This window comes from Bacillus cereus group sp. BceL220 (assembly GCF_051776965.1).
GTDB classification, from domain to species: Bacteria; Bacillota; Bacilli; order Bacillales; family Bacillaceae_G; genus Bacillus_A; species Bacillus_A cereus.
On sequence record NZ_JBPWBC010000002.1, the window covers coordinates 196,227 to 216,196 of the forward strand.

The window sequence follows — 19,970 nt, forward strand, 5'->3', positions numbered from 1 at the left end:
AATTTCCGGCTCTAATTCGTTATAAATTAGTTTCTACTTTGTTTTCTTCATATTCTTTCACTATTTTATAAAAAGTATTTTTCTTCAGTTCTAATAGCTCCATAAACTTAACTCCTGTTATTTCTCTATTTTTCCACTTTGGGTAAGTTTCTTCTATTATAATTAGTTGCTTTGTGCTTAATGTTGAAAGGTTAAATTGAGGACGTCCTAAGTGCTTTCCTTGAGATTTAGCTACAGCAATCCATTCTGCTTGTCGCTGATGGATTTTTTTACGCTCTTGGTCTGCAACAACTAGTTTACAAGCAAGCAATTTCCACAATTCTTAAGTGATTATTTTCCTTTTTTTAAGGAAGAGGAAAAAACACCAAAAAAAAGAAGATTGAGATCAATCTTCTTTAAAAAAGGAATAGATGACAGATTACTACTCCAACTCCTAATCAATTATAATTAAGCGTGTAGTGACATTCAATTCATTCTAAATTTTCTCAATATTTTTGTCTTATTATTAAATTATAATATAAGTAATTCTTTTTATTATTATATGTTTGTTCTTTCCTGTTGCAGAATCCTTATGATAAGGATTCTTTTTTTGTATCAAAAATCTACAAAGAAAAAAGATAAGATCGGGAACACAATCTTATCTTTAGCACAAGGAGTAAACAAAAGGATAACTATCATATTGTTATTATAATTTATTTTTCATTAATTTTGAATATTAGAACCATAATTAACAAGTATATCTATATTGAGAAATTTATTACAAAATTAGTTATAAATGATTCAAAACTCCAAAGTAAACTTTTAGCCAAAAGCTTACATTGAAATCCTTTGTTTAATTTATCTCAATTTCCCTGATACCTCAAAATTCAAAGGAAAAGTATACATTCAAAATTTGATGAATAAAGAGATTAAAATACCGGTAATCAAGAAAAAAGACTGTTTACGAAAATAGCCAAAAAGAAAAAGCTAGATTCAAGCTAACTTTTTTTCATAATTTCCGTTATCAGTAGTATCCCAAAAAGCTAACTACTTGTCTTTTTTAGATAAGTAATTAGCTTTTTGGGATACTTTAAAATATTAGCTTGATGGCTATTTGGTGGTACGCCAAATAGTATAATTAACAATCTTTTATATGTTGTGTAACTCGAAATCAAATGTTTATAAAGTTAAGACTACCAAGGAATTTAGAATTCAAGGCGGTTACACAAGATATAAGATAGGGGTAAGTAAAGGAAAGAATTATATGTTTTTTCAAATCCCTAAAAGGGTTCTATAGATCAATAAAATATGTTTATTTCAAATTGTCACATTTATGTAACATAATTGATTTATTTTATAATAGGAAACTAACACGAAACGAGGGAGAAGTTATGAAAAAAATCATACCGATAGTCGCATTAATAGGCATGATGAGCTTAGGGATACAAGAAATGAATGTGAAAGCTGAGACATACAAAAGTGCAGGTTCCAAAATGGATTTTTGGAATTCTAAAAGAACAGGCACTAATTTTATGAATAGCACTTCATTACCTGAGAATTACAAGAGTGCAAAGGAGGCCAATATTGAATATGTTCGTTTAGCACCTGATAAATGGGCAAAAGATGAAGCTTTCTTCTCTGGAGACAAACCAGATACACCAGGAAAAGATTTTCTTATAGGTAATGCAGATAACTATCAAGGATTAGTGAAAGAGGATGTAGCAAAATTAAAAAAAGATTTAGATGCTGCACAATCACAAGGAGTTAAAGTTGTACTTACAATGCTTTCATTACCTGGTGATCGTTGGCGTCAATTTAACAATAATAAGAATGATGATAGAATCTGGGAAGAAGAAAAATATCAAGAACAAGCAAGCCAATTTTGGAAGGACCTTGCGCTTGAATTAAAAGATCATCCTGCTGTGGTTGGTTACAATATTATAAATGAGCCACACCCAGAAACATCTAAGAAAAATAAATATAATGATTTTTGGACGGAAGATTATGAGAAATGGTATTCAAAAGTGAAGGGGACCCCAGCAGATTTAAATAAATTTTATCAAAAAGTTGTTAATTCAATTCGAGAAGTAGATAAAGAAACACCCATTATTTTAAATTCAGGTCTATATGCCACACCTTGGGCTTTTAAATATCTTGAACCAGTTAAAGATAATAAGACATTGTATGCATTTCATATGTATGAGCCATATCAATTAACAAGCCAACGTGAAAATCAAAATAAAGAGTATCAATATCCTGGAATTGTAAAAGTAGGAGAATTAAAAACACCTATGATGTGGGATAAAGATGGATTAAATACATTCTTACAGCCTGTTCAAAATTGGTCTGAGAAAAATCATATACCATCTAATCGAATCATAGCTGAGGAATTTGGGATTAATCGTACCGTTCCAGGAGCACCTCAATATATGCAAGACTTAATGTCTATATTCAATCAAAAGGAATGGCACAAATCATTCTATGCATTCCGTGAAGATACTTGGACAGGAATGAATTATGAATTAGGAACAGGAAAAATAAAATGGGATGAAGAGGGGAAACCAATACGTCAAGATAATCCAATTTGGGATGTAATAAAAAATGATTTACAATCTCATAAACTTCTCAAGTTAGGCGGCCGAGTATGGGAGGATAATAATCAAAACGGCATTCAAGATCAAAGTGAAAAGGGAATGGACGGCGTTCGTGTTCAACTGTTAAATAAAGATCGTAATGTAATAAAAGAAGGAAAAACAGATGAAGAAGGGCGCTACTTGTTTGATGGGTTAACAGCAAACACATATCGTGTACAAGTAGAGAAATCATCTGGTTATATCTTCATGCCAAAACAAAGTGGACAAAATGTAACGGTTGACTCCGATGTAAATGAAGCTGGAGTAACAGACACTATTATTCTTTCAAATGACGATGTAACAATCGATGCCGGAGTAAATAGAAATAGATTCAAGGATGTCCCACAAGGACACTGGGCATTTCATGCGATTCATAATTTAGCGGATGAAGGAATTATTGCGGGTTATGGAAATGGAATATTTGGTATGGGAGACGATGTAACACGTGAACAAGTAGCTGCGTTAATTTACCGTACTTTGCATATAGAAAAACAAGATGAATATGAAAATCCATACAGAGATATCAATAAAAATTCAACAATGTTTCCTGAGGAAATATTAGCTTTAACTAAGCTAGGGATTTTCCAAGGGGATGATCAAGGAAACTTTAGACCGAAAGCTACATTAACACGTGCAGAAATGGCACAAGTTATTACGAAATCTTTTAAACTAGATGTGAAGGCTCCACATAATTTCAACGATGTTCCAGCAAATTCATGGGCAAAAGATGCGATTAGTGCCGTGCAATCGAACCATATTGCAGTAGGAGTTGGAGAAGGGAAATTTGCTCCGGATATGAAAGTAACACGTGAACAGTATGCACAATTTTTATATAATGCAATTTCGAATGAGCGATCCCATCAATAAAAAGAAAATAAAGTTGAGCGGCCTATTATATCATCAATATAGGGGAGTATTACTGCACGTAAAAGTTTAATTGGTGATAGCCTAAACCCATCAACCTAAGAGTGAAAAAAAATGAAATTTCGTTCATATGAACTAAAAAAACCTTCCAATATTTTGTGTCCTTAAAAATAATCATACCAAATAAACCTAGATAGGTATCATTTTTAATATACAAATTTGGATATATTACATTTGCGATAAGAATAAATAAATCGTAATTCTTATAAAAGTCCTATTTTATTAAGGGAATAGCAAATATATTATAAATAGTTTGATATAATGAAATGCAAATTAATTTATAGAGCGAGGTATATAATATTGAATAAACGACGTATTTTTATTGGTGCTGCAATGAGCAGTGTTTTACTATTATCTGCATGTGGTAATTCAGATAATCTTGCAACATCAAAATCAGGAAATTTGACCCAAGAAGAATTTAATAAAGAGTTGAAAGAGACAGCGGGAAAAGTCGTTCTACAACAAGCAATGTTAAACAAGATTTTACTAGATAAATATAAAGTTTCAGATGATGAAGCAAAGAAAAAAGTTGAAGAATTAAAAAAACAAATGGGTGATAATTTCAAAGCCTATTTAACACAGGCTGGAGCTAAAGATGAAGATGATCTTAAAAAGAAAATTAAATCACAAATAGCTTTTGAAAAAGCTGTTAAAGCTTCGGTTACAGAAAAAGAAATAAAAAGCCTTTATAAGCCAAAATTAAAAGCAAGTCATATTTTAGTAAAAGATGAAAAAACGGCGAAAGAAATAAAAGAAAAATTAAATAATGGAGAAGATTTTGCAGCATTAGCAAAACAATATTCAGAGGATCCTGGTTCAAAAGAAAAAGGTGGAGAATTACCTGAGTTTGGTCCAGGTGAAATGAAGCCTGAATTTGAAGAAGCCGCTTATAAATTAGAAGTTGGACAAGTAAGTGATCCAATAAAAGCTTCTTATGGTTACCATATTATTAAATTAACAGAGAAAAAAGAGTTAAAACCTTTTGATCAGGAAAAAGATAATATTCGTAAGGAATTGGAACAGAAACGTTTACAAGATCAACAATGGCAACAACAATTCTTCAAAGATTTATTCAAGAAAGCAGATATAAAAATATCAGATAAAGATTTAAAAGATACTTTTAAAGAATTTGAAAAATAAGGATATGTACAAAAAAAGAACCTAATAGGTTCTTTTTTTGTACATATCCCTAAACTAATGAAATATAATCTACTTACTTGCCTTAAAAATAAGTAGGATTGCTTATTTCTTTTTGAGTATAACATGTTATATCTGGATTATGTATTTGTATAAAAACTAGCTATGTCATTGTCATATTTATGTTGAATAAGGGGTCTCGCCACATTGCCATCAACCTAAGATTTTGAAGTTCCCCCCAAAACGAAATTTTTATCTCTCTACAGCTGATTATGAGAACTAAGCTTATTTTTAACTTATGATTTCACAGTTTCAAAAAGAAAAACCACAGCAATTGCTGTGGTTTTTCTTTTAATGACCTAAACTATGTTGTGAATGCTCATAGCATTATACGTTGGATTTCGAAAAAAATGTTAAAATGTAAACTTTTAAATAAATTTACTAGGTTCTAAATAACGCATGATAACATTATATAACCAATAAACTATTTCCAACGATCTAATTTAGGAATATTTCTTACAAGAAACTTAGCAAGAAATTTAGGGGTTTTTATATTTTTTATTAAATGTTCTTGTACAAATTGTTGCATTTGTATTGCTGTAATATCTTGAACAAACTTACCATCCATATAACAATGACTACAATATTTAACACTTTTACTCCCATTACTTTCTGTACCTCCACCTAATTCATCTTTCGAAAGAGGCATTCCACAACTTTGACATACTTTATATTTTTTCATCAAAATTCTCCTTTGAAAATTAACCACATCAAATAATAAACAAGTGTACAACAACATAACAAATTTATAAAGAGGTAACTCCACATTGCTATTCAGCTAATAAAAAGAAATACCCCATGCCCATCAAGCTAAGATTTTGAAGTGCCCCCATCGCTATCAACCTAAAAAATCAAAATCCCCCCATAACGAAAATTCTATTCATTGTTGACTACTTATAATGATAGGTTATGTAAACTTTACATGAATAAGGTATATAATATATAAATAACGATTAACTGAGGTGAGAGTATGGAAGATACATATAAAATCCCAAAATTAGAAACAAAGCGTCTTTTATTAAAAAAACTAGATTTTCATGATTTAGATGATTTATTTGAAGTCTATTCGGATCCTCAAACAACTACATATGTACCTCGAGAGGTACATAAAAATAAAGATGAAACTCGTATTTTTTTAGAAAATACGATGGATACAACTAAGAAAGGTAAGTCTTTCATATGGTCTATTATGTTTAAGGGGGATCAGAAAGCTATTGGAACCTGTGGCATCTGGAAATTATCACACAGTAGCGCTTCTTTAGGAGCCGTTATTAACCCACTGTATTGGGGAAAAGGAGTTATCGTTGAAGCTTTAGAAGAACTAATAAAGTTTGGCTTTCAAGAATTAGATTTAAATCGTATTGAAGGAAGATGCGACATAAGGAATACAGCGTCTGAACGAGTTATGCAAAAGCTAAAAATGACATATGAAGGAACATTGAGACAAAGTGTAATGATCAATGGTATGTATTGCGATTCTAAGGTATATTCTCTTTTAAAACATGAATACGGTAACTTTCGATAACGAAAATTATGTAATGTTATCAAACGACTAAATGAGGTACCGTCACATTTCCATAAAGCTAAGGTTTCACACTATTCATTAAGCAAAAAAGACGTTATTCTTACTGTAGAATTATAGGAAAGGATGGCGTTTTTTGTATGTCTAATTCTGTATCTGACGACTTACAATTATTTGCACAGGAGATTAAGAGTCTTTTATCCTCAAATACCTTACAGAATCTAGCTAGAGATGTTGGATTTGTACAGCGAACAAGTAAGTATCAAGCACAAGATTTAGTAGCTTTATGCGTATGGCTTAACCAAAGTGTAGCAAAAACTTCCTTAACCCAGTTATGTAGTTGTTTAGAAGCATCAACAGAAGTACTCATAAGTCCTGAGCTACCCCTTGTAGCGATAAATTTTTAGAGGAAGCATCCATAGCGGCTTCTTTTTTCTTTGTTATATAAATTTTATATAACAAAGAAAAACCCAGTGACTTCATGCACACATAATGATATCACTGGGTTTTATAAGTTTAACATTTTGTATGTTTTGTAGAACTTATTTATTAAATAAAAAAATCCCTTCACGATTTCTGAAGGGGTCAGTATACATTGAAAGGGTACTTTCATTTTAATATATAAAAGAAAAAACTCGTATTGATAAAATTAACCTTTTTGTCTTTGCTCCTTTTAATTCACTGTAAAGAAACCGTAAGGATTAAATTCATCCTATGTAGAATTTTGTGTTCCTCATTAGACATGTATATTAGATAAATCATAATCTTTTATGCAATATTGCATAAAAAAATACCCTTTAATCTTGCTATAATTTTGATTGTAAATTGTTGCATCCAACATTTTATAATCTTCTATATTCATTAATATAGAAACCCTAATTACAGGAAAAAGGGAAGAATATTGGTGGTTCTTCTCTTTTTCCTTATTTTTTACTGTTGAATGATATAAAAAGTATGTTTATTAATGAAACCTGTTAAAATACAAACTTTTAATTAACAAGCGAGAAATAAACACTTCATTATTTCTTCTATATTTAAAGAGCTCTTTTCTAATACAATAAGAACAGCTAGTAATCACTACAAGTTCTTTTTCAGATAATGTATAAAAGGTGAATCAAACTATCTCATTAATCGTAACGGGGAAACCATCTTACATATGGCTTGTTTTCATTATATAACAAATACAATTTATCACTTTACTCATATTGTAGGAAGTAATTTGTCTAACTCCTCTTTTATATAATTATACAAAAAGTTCTGAAAATTTGAATTGAGGTAAAAATCATGAGAAGTTTTAGTTCATTATTGATCTCTACTATCTGTTCAACAATCCTTTTAGTTTGGAATTCCTTTTCTTTCTATACTGGATTCACAACAGGACATACATACTACTGGGTTAACGGTATCATAGCCTTGGTTTTCTTTCTATTCTTTGTCTTAAATATGCGAGATATTATCAAGAAAAACTACAGAACATCAGGACAATAGAAGTTGATACATATGTGGGAAAGATTTAAAAACTATAAGTATTCCTCAAAGGAATTAAAGTTCATGCTTTGGCTATTTGGTATTACTTGTTTTGTACACTCGGTCGCTTTCTTTGGTGGACTATTTTCTTCTGAATTCCTTTGGTTTAAAGGTCTTTGCGCTATTGCAGCATTACTAGCTTTTATGGATGTAAAGAGGAAAATCAATAAGTATAAAGTAGCATTGTGAAAAGGATTCATTACAGGTTCCTTTTTCCTATGCGAAATAAAAAAAGCAGTGGATTGGCTACCTATCCATGTTCATCCACCCCAAGGCAATTTTTAATTTAGGTATTGAAATTCTCTAAATCTCGATGTATTATATTTTTGTATTTTCTCAGTTCCTAAGCCGAGAAAACATCATCACTTTTGAAAGGACCCGAACTCCAGCGGGTTCTTTTTATTTACTTGAACTCATTTTTGAATTATTGTATTATATTTTCAGGTCTTACTTATATAAATCATTATCAAGAGAATCTGCGGGTTTGCAGGTTCTTTTTTTTGTTAAATAAAAAAGCAGTGGACACGGCATTTTAATTAATCACCATTCTTCTTTATTTACCTATGTATACATTTTTATTAATTGATTATAATAGCTATCTCTAAATCACTAGTTTTAAAAAGCCTTCACGCAATAATGATTGCATGAAGGCTTTTGATGTTTTCTTATTTTTTTGTCTCGTTAACCCATGTAATAATGTCCTGGATGACGTACTCGGGAACATTAGCAGGGATTTCGTATTCACTAGGAAGACTTAATTCCCCGTCACCCTCCGTGAAGAAATGATTCAATTTCGGGTATTTTTTGAACTGAACATTCCCGCGGCTTGAAAGTCCTTTCTGCCATTTTGTATATTCATCTTTTACTGTTACTTGATAATCGCGTGCTCCTTGCAAAATGAGTAAAGGCTCTTTTCGTGATTTTGTTTCTTCAACTGGACGCCACCTAGAAACATCATACATAAAATGAGGTGACCCATAATTGTAGCCAGCTGGAGGATGGTCAGGATTGAAAGCAGGATCCTGAATAAAAGCAGCCTGTCTTTTTAGTTCATCGATTTCTTCCTTTGACGCCCCAAGGTATTCATACTGATCAATGGCAATGTCAGTCAAAGGGCGTGCAGGTGGTGCGAGTAAGATACTTCCTTGGACAAGTGAGGAAGGCGCTTTGCTCAGTATACGTGGCATTGTACCGGCTCCTAGACTATGTCCAAGAATGAAAATATTACTTGGATCAATGCCTTCCTGCTGCGCTGCTGATTTTGCTGCATAGATAGCATCATCTGTAGTATCACGGTCTAACGTAACGGGTTCTGCACTCATCTTTAATGCATGTTCTAAGGTGCGTTTTTCATAGCGCAACACTGCAATTCCGTTGGATGAAAGGCCCACCGCAATGTCTCGTAAGATTTTTGTTCCCAAATAGGTAGCATCGCGATCATGGATGCCAGCACCATGCACAAGAACAACGACGGGTACCTTTTCACCACGCTTATGCTTCGGAACTGTTAATGTCGCTGGTAACGGATAGGTAGAATTTCCAATGACGATTTCACGTTCTTGATAGGAGTTAGGTTGATCATAGCTAGGATGGGGGATGGTAAAAGATTCCTCGGGTGGCCTTTCTCCAATTTCATCTACTTTCCCGCCAGGTGTGAATTTAAGGAGTAGTGGTATGGTAGTTCCTTCGGTAGCTGCTGGAATTTCTACCGTCTGATGGACCAAGTTTCGTTCTTTTATCACAGGGATTCCCATGCTTTTTATCCCGCTCCAGCCACTTTGTGTCCACCAGTTTTGTAATGTGGTTGCTGTAAACTTGGATTGAAAAGCAGTAGACGTCAACTGTAGTGCCTCTGCATACTTACCTTGCTGGAGATATTCAAAAAATAATGATGTACGCTCCGTTAAAGAGATTAATTTCTTTTCAGCAGATTGTTTCTCACGTGTATCTGCCTGCGTGAATAGTTGTTGTAAGCGGGAAAGATGAAACGCCTAAAGAAAAGAGTAGGGTAAAGGTAAGTGCTGATCTTTGTATTTTCTTTTTTTTATTCATGTTTTAACCTCCAATATGTGATGGTAAAAAACAGGTAGGGTAATTAGGGTTCTGGTGCGAAAACTTAAAAATATTTGCAAGCAATCTCCAAAACTTGGACATACTCATATTATTATTCTAAAAAAACGTAGATTTCTTCTCTTGTCACATGCATATTAATCCCAGAAATAATCTTTCTTCCTTCACTTTATATTTTGATTATACGAAACAAAGTTCTCGTTTTTCTTACTTGATACTTACAAATTCCTTAAGTAGGGGATATTTTAAAATCTTAGCTTGATCAATATGTAGAAGTACTCCTATGTTAAGAGATAGCTTAAGGACCAAGGATTATATTGTTTTTATGAAGAGTTGATGTTATGTTTGTTTTGTAACATATGGTGTTTTATGTATGTAGGAGGATTTATTGAAGAAATTATTAATATTTTTTTTATTAGCTACATTTTGTCTACAGATTACAGGATGTTCTAATAATATGGGTACACTAAGGGAGAAGTCTAAAACTTCAGCACCTGTGAAGTCTAAACGCATCAATAAAGGGTGGTACAAACATATGTAATAGTTTGTATCACCCTTTGTTGATGTTAGAAGTCATAAAGAAAAGGTTGTAGATATTTTTCATAAAGAAAAGACACCCTAAGGTGCCTTCCTTCGACTTGAACCATCTTAATTTTAATAATATATTGGACTCCCATCCAAATATTATTTTACCATGTTAAGTTGTTTTATTCATTGAGAAATATAGTTTTAACCTATATTTAAAAGAATTATATCGATTTGAACCAACTAATAATTAGGGGGAAGCTGACATGCTGAGCTAATATTATACTATCCCCAAAACGGAAATTATGAGCAATATGTATATGAGTCACATATCAAAAAAAAAGACACTCTCAAGAGTGCCTCTCCTTAGCAGCCGAATCCGCCGCCCCAACAGCTAGCGCCAACGATGATTAATAAGATGAAGAGCACAACAAGTAAGGCAAATCCGCCGCCGAAACCACAGCCTCCACCACAACTACCTCCATAGCCCATATTAACTCCTCCTTCCATAAAGACCATTTATTAATGGATTTAATTTAATTTATGTTTTTAAGGGTGAATGGAGCAGGTCCTTAAAAAAATAAAAGAACTTTGGAAGTTAAAAAGAGTTGACGACCTTATTTTTGTCACCGGTATTTCGTCTGCTACATATTGTATTTTATTCTGTGTATTGGGGGGAGGAGGATCTTATGGCTAATTCTGAGATGATTTTACGTTTACTTACGGATTTAAAGATTGAACAGCAAGCCTTAAAAGAGCAGTTGGAAAAAATACAAACAGCTGTGAATACTCTTGAAGAAAAATCAGCAATTGTGAAAGAAAAACCAAAGACTATTGAAGAAAAACCAGCTGTTGCTGCTGCAAAGCAAAGAGCTCATTCTGGACACCCAACATCTTTTCGTGCTTGGAGAGCATCTGCTCAAAGAAATTCATAAAAATATAAGAAAAGAAGACATCTAGTAAGATGTCTTCTTTTGCTTGTACAATCCAAATGAGTTAAGAAGGTATATCCATATTGCTTTAAAAATAAGAAGAAAATAACGATTGTCGACTCCTATTTTAGTATAGCGTATAATAATCTATATATTTATGTAATTTTACATAAATATATAGATTATATAATATTAAGCGTATATATTTTAGTTGTCTGTTATTTGTTTTAATTCATTTATTCTTATTATTTTTTAAGAGCCCCAGTAATGGGGCCTTTTTATAATTGTGTTAAAGTGGAAACCCCTCAAGCATAAAGAGGGGTTACATAACTAGGAAAATAGTTATTTGTGTTTAATGAGATGAAGTTCAGGGTGTTGTTTTTGAATTTCTTCTAAATGATTTTCGCTTTTGCCTTTTAAATTTTGATCGAAGAAGCTAGTTACTAGTTTATTAATCAGTTTGTAGTTTGTGGCTACATCTTCGTCTGGTTCATTAATAATAGGTGAAAATGCTGCTAAATCTGTAAAACTAGTATGGTTTGTTTTTGGAATTACCACTGTGTACACGCCCGGTTTTTCAATCGTTTTATTTCTTAAATAGGATATTTCCAATAGTTCATTTTGGATTCCGGTTGTCTTTTGATTCTTAGCTTCTTTCATATAATGAATCGTAGCCTCAGCATTCATCAACATGAATGGTTTCTGAGGACCGTCTTTAGGCATTGGATCGCCAAACAATCCGCCATCCATATCAATTGCAGCTTTAATACGCGTATCCTTTACTAACATTTGTGCGGAAGTTGCTCCGCCAAAAGAGTGACCGAACATTCCAATTTTGTCATAGTTAATTAAGTCTGCAATAGTTTTAAAACCTTTATCGAAATTACCTTCTATTACTTCGTTTAAAACAAAAGTAGTATCCTGTTCCCATTTTTGAACTATGGTATTTAAGGCCGTAGGTGTATTTTCAATTGGTATAGAGTCTACACGGTTTCCGTTAGGGAAAATCGTTGTTGCTGCATATCCTGTGAAGTTAAGAGCAATGATTACATAACCTTGACTAGCTAGCTCTTCTAACTGGAATGTATTTTGTTGACCATATAATCCCATCCCATGGCCGAATAAAAGGAGGGGGAATTTTTCTTTATCTTGAAGGGGCTTAGCATCTTGATAAGAGTGTGTTTTTGTTAGCCCTAAATGTGTCGTTACGATATACGGTGCACCGTTTGTTACTGCCAATTGTTCAGCCAGCTCGTTTATGTTCTCAAAATAGGCAGAAGGATTCCCTGATCCCTTTTCGGCAGGATAGTATACTTGTATCATTAACTCACGATTTCCATGATTATTTGGTACAGTTGTTTCTTTTCGATTTGTATCAATTAAATGAAAAGCTTTCGTTCCTACTGTATATTTTCCAGTAGGCTCTGGGAGTGTTATAATCGGAAAAAGTAAAGGTAATGTAAACATTGCGATAGCAGTTACGATAATTCCTAAACATTTTAAAACTTTCATCACTAACTTTTTAGAAACGGCTGTAGTTTTTGGTTTCAAAAAAACTTGTAATGTTAAAACGAACAATAAGAAATAGGCGGGAATCATACGCCAATTTGCACCAATTACAATGATGGTGGCAAGTAATAATGCATAATTTATTAGTAAAATGACTCCGTTTTTTTTCGTCAAACCCCGTTTGATAAAGATGGGAATGATACTAGATAAAAGTAATACAGCAACAAAAATGATTTCTAACATTTTTAGCTCCTTTCCTAATCAATATAGATATAGATTGATAATTTACAACCTTCCCAATTATATAACTATAATTGATGATTGTATGCATGTAAGTAAGTTTAGAATGTTTTTATATGACATTTAAAAAAGTACTCATACGAGTACTTTTTCTTAAATGAATTATTATTTATTTTTAAACCGTTCCCCATAAATGATAAACCATTCCACTTACAAAAAATGCTAATCCTAAAAATAAAACAATTAAAGCAAGAATTCCATTTTTATTATGTTCCATAAAAGTAGCTCCTTTTTCATTTACTTACATACAAAAAGCCTTTAGTCGTAATTATGGCTAAAGGCTTTAATCTTCATACTTTGTAGTTTATAAAAAAGTTGCACTTCTGTATTAATCTGGAATATGATTGTTTAAAGAGAAGGTGATGAGTACATGCAGGAAATAAAACAATTCCCGCTTATATCTGGAAATCCCTCATTAGATTTAGTAAATACAGAGCTAGTTAGGCGTGGACAACGTTATGATTTATTAATAACAGATGAAGATGTATTAGAATGGCTACATGTAATAAAGGTTAATCTTCCTTTTTGGAATGAAAAAACACTTATAGGAATTCAGAAGCGAATGGATCAAGTTACATCTAGCATATTAGAGGTAAGAGAAGTATTGAGAAAACAGTTTGAGGCAATTGCTGATCAGCAAGAAATTTCTAATGATTTTATTACGTATTTAGAAAAACAAATTGAGAAGGCACCATTTACATATAAAATCATTGAACAGCAGCTAGTATCTATCCCAGTTGGAGAAATCGAGGATGTACTCGCATCGTTAATTGCATTTGACGCTTTAACGTTAATAGCAGAAAATAAGCTTATTTCCCTTAAAAGGTGTTCAAATCCTGACTGTGTTTTATTATTTATAGATAAGAGTGGAAAACGAAAATGGTGTTCTATGAAAATATGTGGGAACCGGAAAAAGGTAGCAAAATTTCAGGATCGAAAATTTGAAGAAGTTTAGAGAATCAACTTATAACAGTTGATTCTTTTTTTGTATTTTAAAACTAACCCCTTAAATTAATATTTACAGGTTAGTTATGTCGAGTTATAATTGTTGGTAAATAAAGGAGGAGAACGATGGATAATATAACAGCAACTAAGCAGAAAGATCCTCAACCAATAAGTGTACGATATTTTACAAAAATGAAAGGGAAAGGAAGAAGCCCATTACAAGTAAATGTAAAGGACTCTTTAACGGGACTACTAGGGGGATTTTTAACAATTCTTACCTTAACATATTTAACGAGCATAACCTCTACAGAATTATTAATGGCTCCATTTGGTGCGAGTTGTGTATTAGCGTTTGGAGTTTGGAATGCGCCATTATCTCAGCCGCGTAATATTATTGGAGGACATTTGATTTCAACTTTCATTGGTCTATCAATATATCATTTGTTTGGGAATGAATATTGGACAATTGCTTTAGCGGTGGGGATGGCAATAGCCGTTATGATGTTAACGAGAACGACACACCCTCCGGCAGGTGCCGATCCGATTATCGTTGTTTTAGGGGCAAATAGTTGGAGTTATTTAGTAACACCAGTTTTAATTGGCTCCGTTGTTATTGTAGTTATTGCTTTATTCATTAATAATATGAGTAGTAAAAGAAGCTATCCAACTTTTTGGGTGTAGTTTGTGAAGTGAAAAATAATTTAAGTGAGTATTCTATTCTTACTATGTTTTATTTTTTATATAGTAAAAGCCTTGGTCGTAATTGCAGCTAATGGCTTGGGTCCTCATACTTTGTAGTTCATAAAGAAAAGACACTTTAAAGTGCCTTCTACAGATTTGAATTATTTAATTCATGTAATTAATATTCGTTAGCATAAAACTCTTTTATTAATTTTATTTCATTTGTATCTGGATTAAACTTAAATATTTTAATTTGATTCGATTCATCTTTGTATGCAAATGTATTCTAACCCACTTGGGTCATATTGCTGGTGTTTAAAATAGGATCGCTACCGTGATCAGTAATTTCCACAGTTTTCTCCCGGTCCCAGAATGCAATGACAATAATCAAAATGATAAGACATACCCGTATAAAACGTAATTCTCTTGCAACAGGATGTTCCATCTATTTGTCTCCTTTACTGTTTGATAGAGTGTGTTTATAAAAGAGATAATTTCTAGGAATATAAATAAAAAAGACACCGTAAAGTGTCTTTTTTATTTTAGTTATGCGCATTACTTAATAAGACGCTAGTTCCTCAGTCTGGCTATGAGTAACTATGTAGGGTAATTCCATTATAACATTTTAACCAGTAATGGGTCTATATGGAATTTAATTGTTTTTATTTTTGATTATTCAGAACGATTAATTGGGTATTTGGATGAAGGAAGCAGTGACTTAACTTGTTTTAGAAGAGTGTTTAGATGAGCTTGATATAGATGAAGATTTAGATGCTATGTCTTACATTGGTCTTGCAGCAATATAACTGGAGAAAGGGGAGGGGGCTAATCTTGAGATTTGGAAAGAAGCTGATGTAGAAGATTATGAAGAGAGAGAGAAAGTTTTACATACATTAAAAGCACAACTGATAAAGTGTAGAGTTATATTTCCCTTTACACGAACATAACGGTATACTATAGTTAAGTTAAGTAAACTTAACTATTGAACAAAACGAAATAAAAGCATGGAGGAATAACGCTATGACTAGAACGTATAAAGAAGTAATTAATGAAATGAACCGAGCTTATAATGAATTTTACATTTTACTATTCCAGGAGTTAAAAGATGAGTTCGGTCTTACAGGACAGCAGGAGAGCATGCTATTTCATATTAATTTAAATGAAAACACGACGGCAAATCACATTGCGACTACTTTTAATGTATCAAAAAGTGCCGTTAGCCAAGTTTTATCGAAATTGGAGAAACAGAAGATGATTTCAAAACAAGTAAACCCTATTAATAAACGGGAGTATTTCCTTACACTTGGTCCAAACGGTAGTAAGTATATAGAGCGGCTGTCTGAGTTAGATGATGTATTAATTGAGAAATATTTTTCTAAAATCGATATAAACGCCCTAGAGCAAATGACGGATACGTTAACGAAAATAAATAAAGTGATATTGGAAGAAAAGCAGAAGGATCTTAATTGTAATGAGTAAGAACGTAGATGAAGCAATTAGTAGAAAGGAGGAGAAGTGCATTATGAGTTTCATACCAAATATGATTACGATAGCAAATTTTATATGTGGGCTTTTAGCTATTTACGCTGTTTTCGTTCACGATATTTATTTGGGAGCAGTTTTTATTATTACAGGTATGTTGTTTGATTTTTTTGATGGCATGGTTGCTCGGAAACTTGATTCTGTTTCGGAAATTGGTGGAGAGTTGGACTCATTTGCGGATTTAGTTACTTTTGGTGTGGCACCGTCTATTCTTGCATATAGTGTCGCTTTAAAAGATTTGCAGTCTATCGGGATGATATGTACACTTGCTTACAGTATTTGCGGAATGCTTCGGCTTGCAAGATTTAACACACAGCAAAGCAAACTCCCGACATTTATCGGGATGCCGATTCCATTCGCGGCAATGTGTCTCCTCATTTTATGTTTTTTAAAGAATTCAGTTTCCGTGGCATTTGGTACATGCGTACTCGCTTATTTAATGGTGAGCAAAATCAAATTCCCTCATTTTAAAAAAGATATAGCTGAAAGCTTGAAGCCTGGAAGATTGGATTGATGATACGGAATTACAATGAGAAAGATAAAGGAGAATAACATGATTCGTATGGCACTAAAATCGTTTAACATACAAATGTATTGTTTGCTAGGCGTAATGTTATTGGGATGGTTGCTGACACCTTTTTCAGCCCAGTTTGTAGGGATAAGCATTGGCCTTTTGGTGAGTATGTACTGCGCCTGGATTTTAGGAAGGCGTATTGAAAAGTTCGGAGATAGCATTGTAAAAAAAGAAAAAGCACCGATGCTCGGAATGATAAATCGATTCGCAGCAGCAATACTCGGTGCGATTATTATGTATGAAATTGAACACGATGAATTCATGTGGACATTCGCTGCTGGAATTATGGGTGGGTATTTCTTGGTTATTATTAATTTGGGGTATTACAGTATGAGGGATGCGGAGGAATAAAGTTTCACTTTATTATAAAGAAAAGACACCCATATAAGAGTGTCTTTTCTGATAGTTTTTTAGCAGAAGCAAGAAGCTCCAACGATGATTAATAAAATAAACAGTACAACTAATAAAGCAAATCCTCCAGCAAAACCGCAGCCTTCGCCGCAACTACCACCAAAACCCATAATAGTTCCTCCTTTTAATAAGAGGGGAAAACAAGGGTACACTCATGTATTTTAACGGATTCAAATTACTTTATGTTTTTTACGCAATAATTGAGCAGGTCCTTTGGAAAATAAAAAAAGACACCCTAAGGTGCATTCTTCCGATTGGAATCATCTTAATTGTATTGCGTCGTTATCATATAAGAAAAAAGACATCAATTAAGATGTCTTTTTTTCTTTGTAAAATTGGTGTTAAGAAGGTATAACCTATGAATAATATAACAATCATCGAGTAAGTTTATTATAGCAGTGATAAATAGGGTTTTTATATGTAATATTACATATATATAGATTTATTTATGTTTTATTTGTATATTTTAATTGTCTGTTCCTTGTTTTAATTCGTTTAGTTATATTATTTTTTGAGTGCTCCAGCAATGGAGCCTTTTTTTAGCATTCTATTTTGATGATGTTCCATAAAATTAGCACCTTTTAAAGCTGTTTTTATATAAAAAGCCTTTAACTTGTATTTATAGCTAAAGGCTCTGAGTGTCATACTTTATAGTTTATAAAATCTTATAAGAAGAATAACCAGTATTTTATATAGAATTTATCCCGCTATTTGCCGGGCTGCCCATAAACGCCCGATTGGTGAGAGCTGATTAAAGTTTCACTGTATAATGTTTTTTATCCAGTTTGGAACTGAAAATGTACTAGCTTGATAATGAAGCTAGGTTATTAGAAGTGAAAAATTTTAGTTTTATTATAATTAATAGAAATGAAAGTAGTGTAAATATAAATCCACTCCAAATAAGTTGATGAATACCTAAGTTTGAAATGAACCAGCCTCCAATAGTTGTTCCTAGAGTAATTCCAAGATTTGAGAATGAAACGAATAGGCTATTACCAAATTCGGGTGATTCTCTTGCTTCACTTATTAACCATGTTTGACCAACAATTAATCCACCAGCATGCACGATTCCCCAAATGAATACCATAAAAATCATTGGAACAAGATAAGAACCTAAATAATAAACCAATATGTAAACAATAGAATATAAAATAGGGAACGATATTACTGTATTTACTATGCTTCTTTGCAAGAGACTACCAAATAAATGATTGCCTAAAATCATAACTATACCAAATATGAATAGCATGATACTGATGAGCGATCCATTCATGGAAGTTACTTTTGCAAGGTATTCGGCGAAGTAGCTGTATACGGAAAACATGGCTGCAAAAAGGAATGTGACAGTTAAAATATTTAACCATAATCTTGGTTTGCCGAGTATACGAATTTGTTTGCCGAAAGACATTTTTTCTTTAACGGGCATAGAAGGAAGTGAGATTAGTATTCCAATGAATGCAAGGGCGTTAATAAACGCTCCGAATAAGAAAGCAACTTCTAATGAAAATTGATCTGCAAGGTAAGAGGTTAATGGTACACCTAGTGCAAAGCCAACCGTAATTCCCATGAAAACTTTTGTAACCGCTTGACCACTCTTTTCAGGAGGGACAAGTTTAGCAGCAGTTACAAGAGCGATTGAAAAGAAGAGTGGGTGAAGTGCTGCAGGTAAAATACGAAAAATAAGCATGATTTCAAATTGTGTTGTATAAGCGTAAATTATATTTGAAATAACAAAAACAAAGATTGCTATTAATAAAATTATTTTACGATTAATACTAGAGACGAGCAGAATTAAAAACGGACCAGAAATAGCAACGACTAGTGCGAATATACTTACTAAAAATCCTGCTTGTGCAGTTGAAATGTCAAATTTCTGAGTGATTTGTGGTAATACACCGACAATACCCATCTCGGTAGTAATAATTCCAAACACCCCTATTGCTAGTGTAAGAATAAGTAAAGGACTTACTTTTTTCATTTGTAAAACTCTCCATTCTTCTTATTATTTTGAAAGTGAAATCGATTTATTAACAAAGAAATGAGCATGATTGGATGTCAATAGTATTAGAATTATGTAATGTTAACCACAAAAACAGATATCTAAATAACTAGATATGATGTGTTGAAAAAAATGCTCCTTTCTATGTTTCTTGCTTTTATAGGTAGCGAAGTTTTAAAAAGAATGTATTAGGCGGCTATATAAAAGCAGAATGTGTGAAAGCAAATAATCAATTGGTAGGTTGATTATTTGCTTTCACTTTATAATTCATTTTGAACGTATTCAGAAAACGCTTGTATTGTTTTTTCATTTCGACGATAATATGTCCATTTTCCAATTCGGTCAGAGTCTAGTAGTCCTGCCTTTTTCATAGTTAATAAATAACTAGAAATAACCGATTGGGCTAAGCCAGTTTTAAGCTGAATATCTCCTACACACACTCCAATCTGAAAATTAATCCCTTGTTCTAAATAAGGTTTTTCGTCGAAATGGTTTTCTGGATTTTTTAACCATGATAAAATTTGACATCTTGTGTCATTTGACAATGCTTTATAAATTAATGAAGGTTCCATAAGGATATTATATCTACTTTTATAGATTTGTAAATGGGTTTGTGTGATTTTAAGGGAAGAAGGTATAGTTGATCTCCTCGAATAGGAATAAGGTGCTCTTGATCTGTATCCTTTGTAAAGGACATTCT

17 protein-coding genes and 5 pseudogenes are annotated in these 19,970 nt (G+C 32.6%); 13 read left to right on the plus strand and 9 right to left on the minus strand.

Going from position 1 to position 19,970, the window contains the following annotated elements:
* Positions 1-19: 19 nt before the first annotated feature.
* Positions 20-289: pseudogene (locus ACS2FK_RS05840) on the minus strand (recombinase family protein); the annotation flags it as partial.
* A gap of 1,081 nt (positions 290-1,370) precedes the next feature.
* Between ACS2FK_RS05840 and ACS2FK_RS05845 the strand changes: the two are divergent.
* Both ACS2FK_RS05845 and ACS2FK_RS05850 read left to right on the plus strand, forming a co-directional pair.
* Positions 1,371-3,479, plus strand: a complete 2,109-nt coding sequence (locus ACS2FK_RS05845; protein ID WP_080469745.1) for an S-layer homology domain-containing protein — start codon at positions 1,371-1,373, stop codon at positions 3,477-3,479.
* 357 nt (positions 3,480-3,836) lie between these two features.
* Positions 3,837-4,676: a peptidylprolyl isomerase gene (locus ACS2FK_RS05850; RefSeq protein ID WP_059304068.1), complete on the plus strand. Its 840-nt coding sequence runs from the start codon at positions 3,837-3,839 to the stop codon at positions 4,674-4,676.
* Positions 4,677-5,157: 481 nt separating this feature from the next.
* Here the strand turns inward: ACS2FK_RS05850 and ACS2FK_RS05855 are convergent, their stop codons facing one another.
* A complete protein-coding gene (locus ACS2FK_RS05855) occupies positions 5,158-5,415 on the minus strand; it encodes a zinc ribbon domain-containing protein (protein ID WP_000760218.1) in 258 nt (85 codons plus the stop codon).
* Between the two features lie 288 nt (positions 5,416-5,703).
* Here ACS2FK_RS05855 and ACS2FK_RS05860 point away from each other — a divergent pair, with 288 nt between their 5' ends.
* From ACS2FK_RS05860 to ACS2FK_RS05875, 4 genes and pseudogenes are all read left to right on the plus strand, one after another.
* Positions 5,704-6,258 (plus strand): GNAT family N-acetyltransferase, encoded by a 555-nt coding sequence (locus ACS2FK_RS05860; RefSeq protein WP_063546646.1) that lies wholly within the window; start codon positions 5,704-5,706, stop codon positions 6,256-6,258.
* 137 nt (positions 6,259-6,395) lie between these two features.
* A pseudogene (locus ACS2FK_RS05865) lies at positions 6,396-6,635 on the plus strand (IS4 family transposase); the annotation flags it as partial.
* A 904-nt stretch (positions 6,636-7,539) separates the two neighbouring features.
* Entirely contained in the window at positions 7,540-7,743 is a 204-nt protein-coding gene (locus tag ACS2FK_RS05870) for a hypothetical protein (RefSeq protein ID WP_075313732.1), read from the plus strand.
* 12 nt (positions 7,744-7,755) lie between these two features.
* Complete coding sequence (locus tag ACS2FK_RS05875) at positions 7,756-7,971, plus strand: hypothetical protein (RefSeq protein ID WP_059304065.1); 216 nt, start codon at positions 7,756-7,758, stop codon at positions 7,969-7,971.
* A 476-nt stretch (positions 7,972-8,447) separates the two neighbouring features.
* On the opposite strand, the pseudogene ACS2FK_RS05880 reads toward ACS2FK_RS05875, so the two are convergent.
* Both ACS2FK_RS05880 and ACS2FK_RS05885 read right to left on the minus strand, forming a co-directional pair.
* Positions 8,448-9,834: pseudogene (locus ACS2FK_RS05880) on the minus strand (alpha/beta fold hydrolase).
* Between the two features lie 909 nt (positions 9,835-10,743).
* A complete protein-coding gene (locus ACS2FK_RS05885) occupies positions 10,744-10,869 on the minus strand; it encodes a YjcZ family sporulation protein (protein WP_000540377.1) in 126 nt (41 codons plus the stop codon).
* Positions 10,870-11,066: 197 nt separating this feature from the next.
* On the opposite strand from ACS2FK_RS05885, the gene ACS2FK_RS05890 reads away from it, so the two are divergent.
* Complete coding sequence (locus tag ACS2FK_RS05890; RefSeq protein ID WP_000013671.1) at positions 11,067-11,312, plus strand: hypothetical protein; 246 nt, start codon at positions 11,067-11,069, stop codon at positions 11,310-11,312.
* A gap of 339 nt (positions 11,313-11,651) precedes the next feature.
* Here the strand turns inward: ACS2FK_RS05890 and ACS2FK_RS05895 are convergent, their stop codons facing one another.
* Entirely contained in the window at positions 11,652-13,061 is a 1,410-nt protein-coding gene (locus ACS2FK_RS05895; RefSeq protein WP_063546650.1) for an alpha/beta hydrolase family protein, read from the minus strand.
* A gap of 427 nt (positions 13,062-13,488) precedes the next feature.
* Between ACS2FK_RS05895 and ACS2FK_RS05900 the strand changes: the two genes are divergently transcribed.
* On the plus strand, positions 13,489-14,073 hold the full coding sequence (locus tag ACS2FK_RS05900; RefSeq protein ID WP_063546652.1) for a CGNR zinc finger domain-containing protein: 585 nt from the start codon (positions 13,489-13,491) through the stop codon (positions 14,071-14,073).
* Between the two features lie 116 nt (positions 14,074-14,189).
* Positions 14,190-14,744 carry an HPP family protein gene (locus tag ACS2FK_RS05905; protein ID WP_063546654.1) on the plus strand — a complete coding sequence of 185 codons (555 nt, stop codon included), beginning with the start codon at positions 14,190-14,192 and terminating at the stop codon, positions 14,742-14,744.
* 178 nt (positions 14,745-14,922) lie between these two features.
* Here ACS2FK_RS05905 and ACS2FK_RS05910 read toward each other — a convergent pair.
* Positions 14,923-15,189 (minus strand): annotated as a pseudogene (locus ACS2FK_RS05910) (YmzC family protein).
* Positions 15,190-15,408: 219 nt separating this feature from the next.
* On the opposite strand from ACS2FK_RS05910, the pseudogene ACS2FK_RS05915 reads away from it, so the two are divergent.
* The 4 genes and pseudogenes from ACS2FK_RS05915 (at position 15,409) to ACS2FK_RS05930 (ending at position 17,211) form a co-directional block, all read left to right on the plus strand.
* Positions 15,409-15,691 (plus strand): annotated as a pseudogene (locus tag ACS2FK_RS05915) (MarR family transcriptional regulator).
* 73 nt (positions 15,692-15,764) lie between these two features.
* Entirely contained in the window at positions 15,765-16,223 is a 459-nt protein-coding gene (locus ACS2FK_RS05920; RefSeq protein ID WP_063546656.1) for a MarR family winged helix-turn-helix transcriptional regulator, read from the plus strand.
* Entirely contained in the window at positions 16,216-16,800 is a 585-nt protein-coding gene (pssA, locus tag ACS2FK_RS05925) for a CDP-diacylglycerol--serine O-phosphatidyltransferase (protein WP_120460750.1), read from the plus strand. Before ACS2FK_RS05920 ends, pssA begins: the two co-directional genes overlap by 8 nt.
* A gap of 39 nt (positions 16,801-16,839) precedes the next feature.
* Positions 16,840-17,211 (plus strand): ATP synthase subunit I, encoded by a 372-nt coding sequence (locus ACS2FK_RS05930; protein ID WP_000620576.1) that lies wholly within the window; start codon positions 16,840-16,842, stop codon positions 17,209-17,211.
* 59 nt (positions 17,212-17,270) lie between these two features.
* On the opposite strand, the gene ACS2FK_RS05935 is transcribed toward ACS2FK_RS05930, so the two are convergent.
* From ACS2FK_RS05935 to ACS2FK_RS05945, 3 genes are all read right to left on the minus strand, one after another.
* A complete protein-coding gene (locus ACS2FK_RS05935) occupies positions 17,271-17,381 on the minus strand; it encodes a YjcZ family sporulation protein (RefSeq protein WP_000505669.1) in 111 nt (36 codons plus the stop codon).
* A gap of 692 nt (positions 17,382-18,073) precedes the next feature.
* Positions 18,074-19,249: an MFS transporter gene (locus tag ACS2FK_RS05940; RefSeq protein WP_063546660.1), complete on the minus strand. Its 1,176-nt coding sequence runs from the start codon at positions 19,247-19,249 to the stop codon at positions 18,074-18,076.
* Positions 19,250-19,530: 281 nt separating this feature from the next.
* On the minus strand, positions 19,531-19,842 hold the full coding sequence (locus ACS2FK_RS05945; RefSeq protein ID WP_000433731.1) for an ArsR/SmtB family transcription factor: 312 nt from the start codon (positions 19,840-19,842) through the stop codon (positions 19,531-19,533).
* Positions 19,843-19,970 lie beyond the last annotated feature (128 nt).

Excerpts from the sequence above, each read along its gene's own strand:
- ACS2FK_RS05920 (WP_063546656.1), top strand. The coding sequence starts at position 15,765 with ATGACTAGAACGTATAAAGAAGTAATTAATGAAATGAACCGAGCTTAT.
- ACS2FK_RS05870 (WP_075313732.1), top strand. The coding sequence starts at position 7,540 with ATGAGAAGTTTTAGTTCATTATTGATCTCTACTATCTGTTCAACAATC.
- ACS2FK_RS05890 (WP_000013671.1), top strand. The coding sequence starts at position 11,067 with ATGGCTAATTCTGAGATGATTTTACGTTTACTTACGGATTTAAAGATT.
- ACS2FK_RS05860 (WP_063546646.1), top strand. The coding sequence starts at position 5,704 with ATGGAAGATACATATAAAATCCCAAAATTAGAAACAAAGCGTCTTTTA.
- ACS2FK_RS05905 (WP_063546654.1), top strand. The coding sequence starts at position 14,190 with ATGGATAATATAACAGCAACTAAGCAGAAAGATCCTCAACCAATAAGT.
- ACS2FK_RS05900 (WP_063546652.1), top strand. The coding sequence starts at position 13,489 with ATGCAGGAAATAAAACAATTCCCGCTTATATCTGGAAATCCCTCATTA.
- ACS2FK_RS05940 (WP_063546660.1), bottom strand. The coding sequence starts at position 19,249 with ATGAAAAAAGTAAGTCCTTTACTTATTCTTACACTAGCAATAGGGGTG.
- ACS2FK_RS05935 (WP_000505669.1), bottom strand. The coding sequence starts at position 17,381 with ATGGGTTTTGGTGGTAGTTGCGGCGAAGGCTGCGGTTTTGCTGGAGGA.
- ACS2FK_RS05895 (WP_063546650.1), bottom strand. The coding sequence starts at position 13,061 with ATGTTAGAAATCATTTTTGTTGCTGTATTACTTTTATCTAGTATCATT.
- ACS2FK_RS05875 (WP_059304065.1), top strand. The coding sequence starts at position 7,756 with ATGTGGGAAAGATTTAAAAACTATAAGTATTCCTCAAAGGAATTAAAG.
- ACS2FK_RS05855 (WP_000760218.1), bottom strand. The coding sequence starts at position 5,415 with ATGAAAAAATATAAAGTATGTCAAAGTTGTGGAATGCCTCTTTCGAAA.
- ACS2FK_RS05930 (WP_000620576.1), top strand. The coding sequence starts at position 16,840 with ATGATTCGTATGGCACTAAAATCGTTTAACATACAAATGTATTGTTTG.
- ACS2FK_RS05885 (WP_000540377.1), bottom strand. The coding sequence starts at position 10,869 with ATGGGCTATGGAGGTAGTTGTGGTGGAGGCTGTGGTTTCGGCGGCGGA.
- ACS2FK_RS05945 (WP_000433731.1), bottom strand. The coding sequence starts at position 19,842 with ATGGAACCTTCATTAATTTATAAAGCATTGTCAAATGACACAAGATGT.
- ACS2FK_RS05845 (WP_080469745.1), top strand. The coding sequence starts at position 1,371 with ATGAAAAAAATCATACCGATAGTCGCATTAATAGGCATGATGAGCTTA.
- pssA (WP_120460750.1), top strand. The coding sequence starts at position 16,216 with ATGAGTAAGAACGTAGATGAAGCAATTAGTAGAAAGGAGGAGAAGTGC.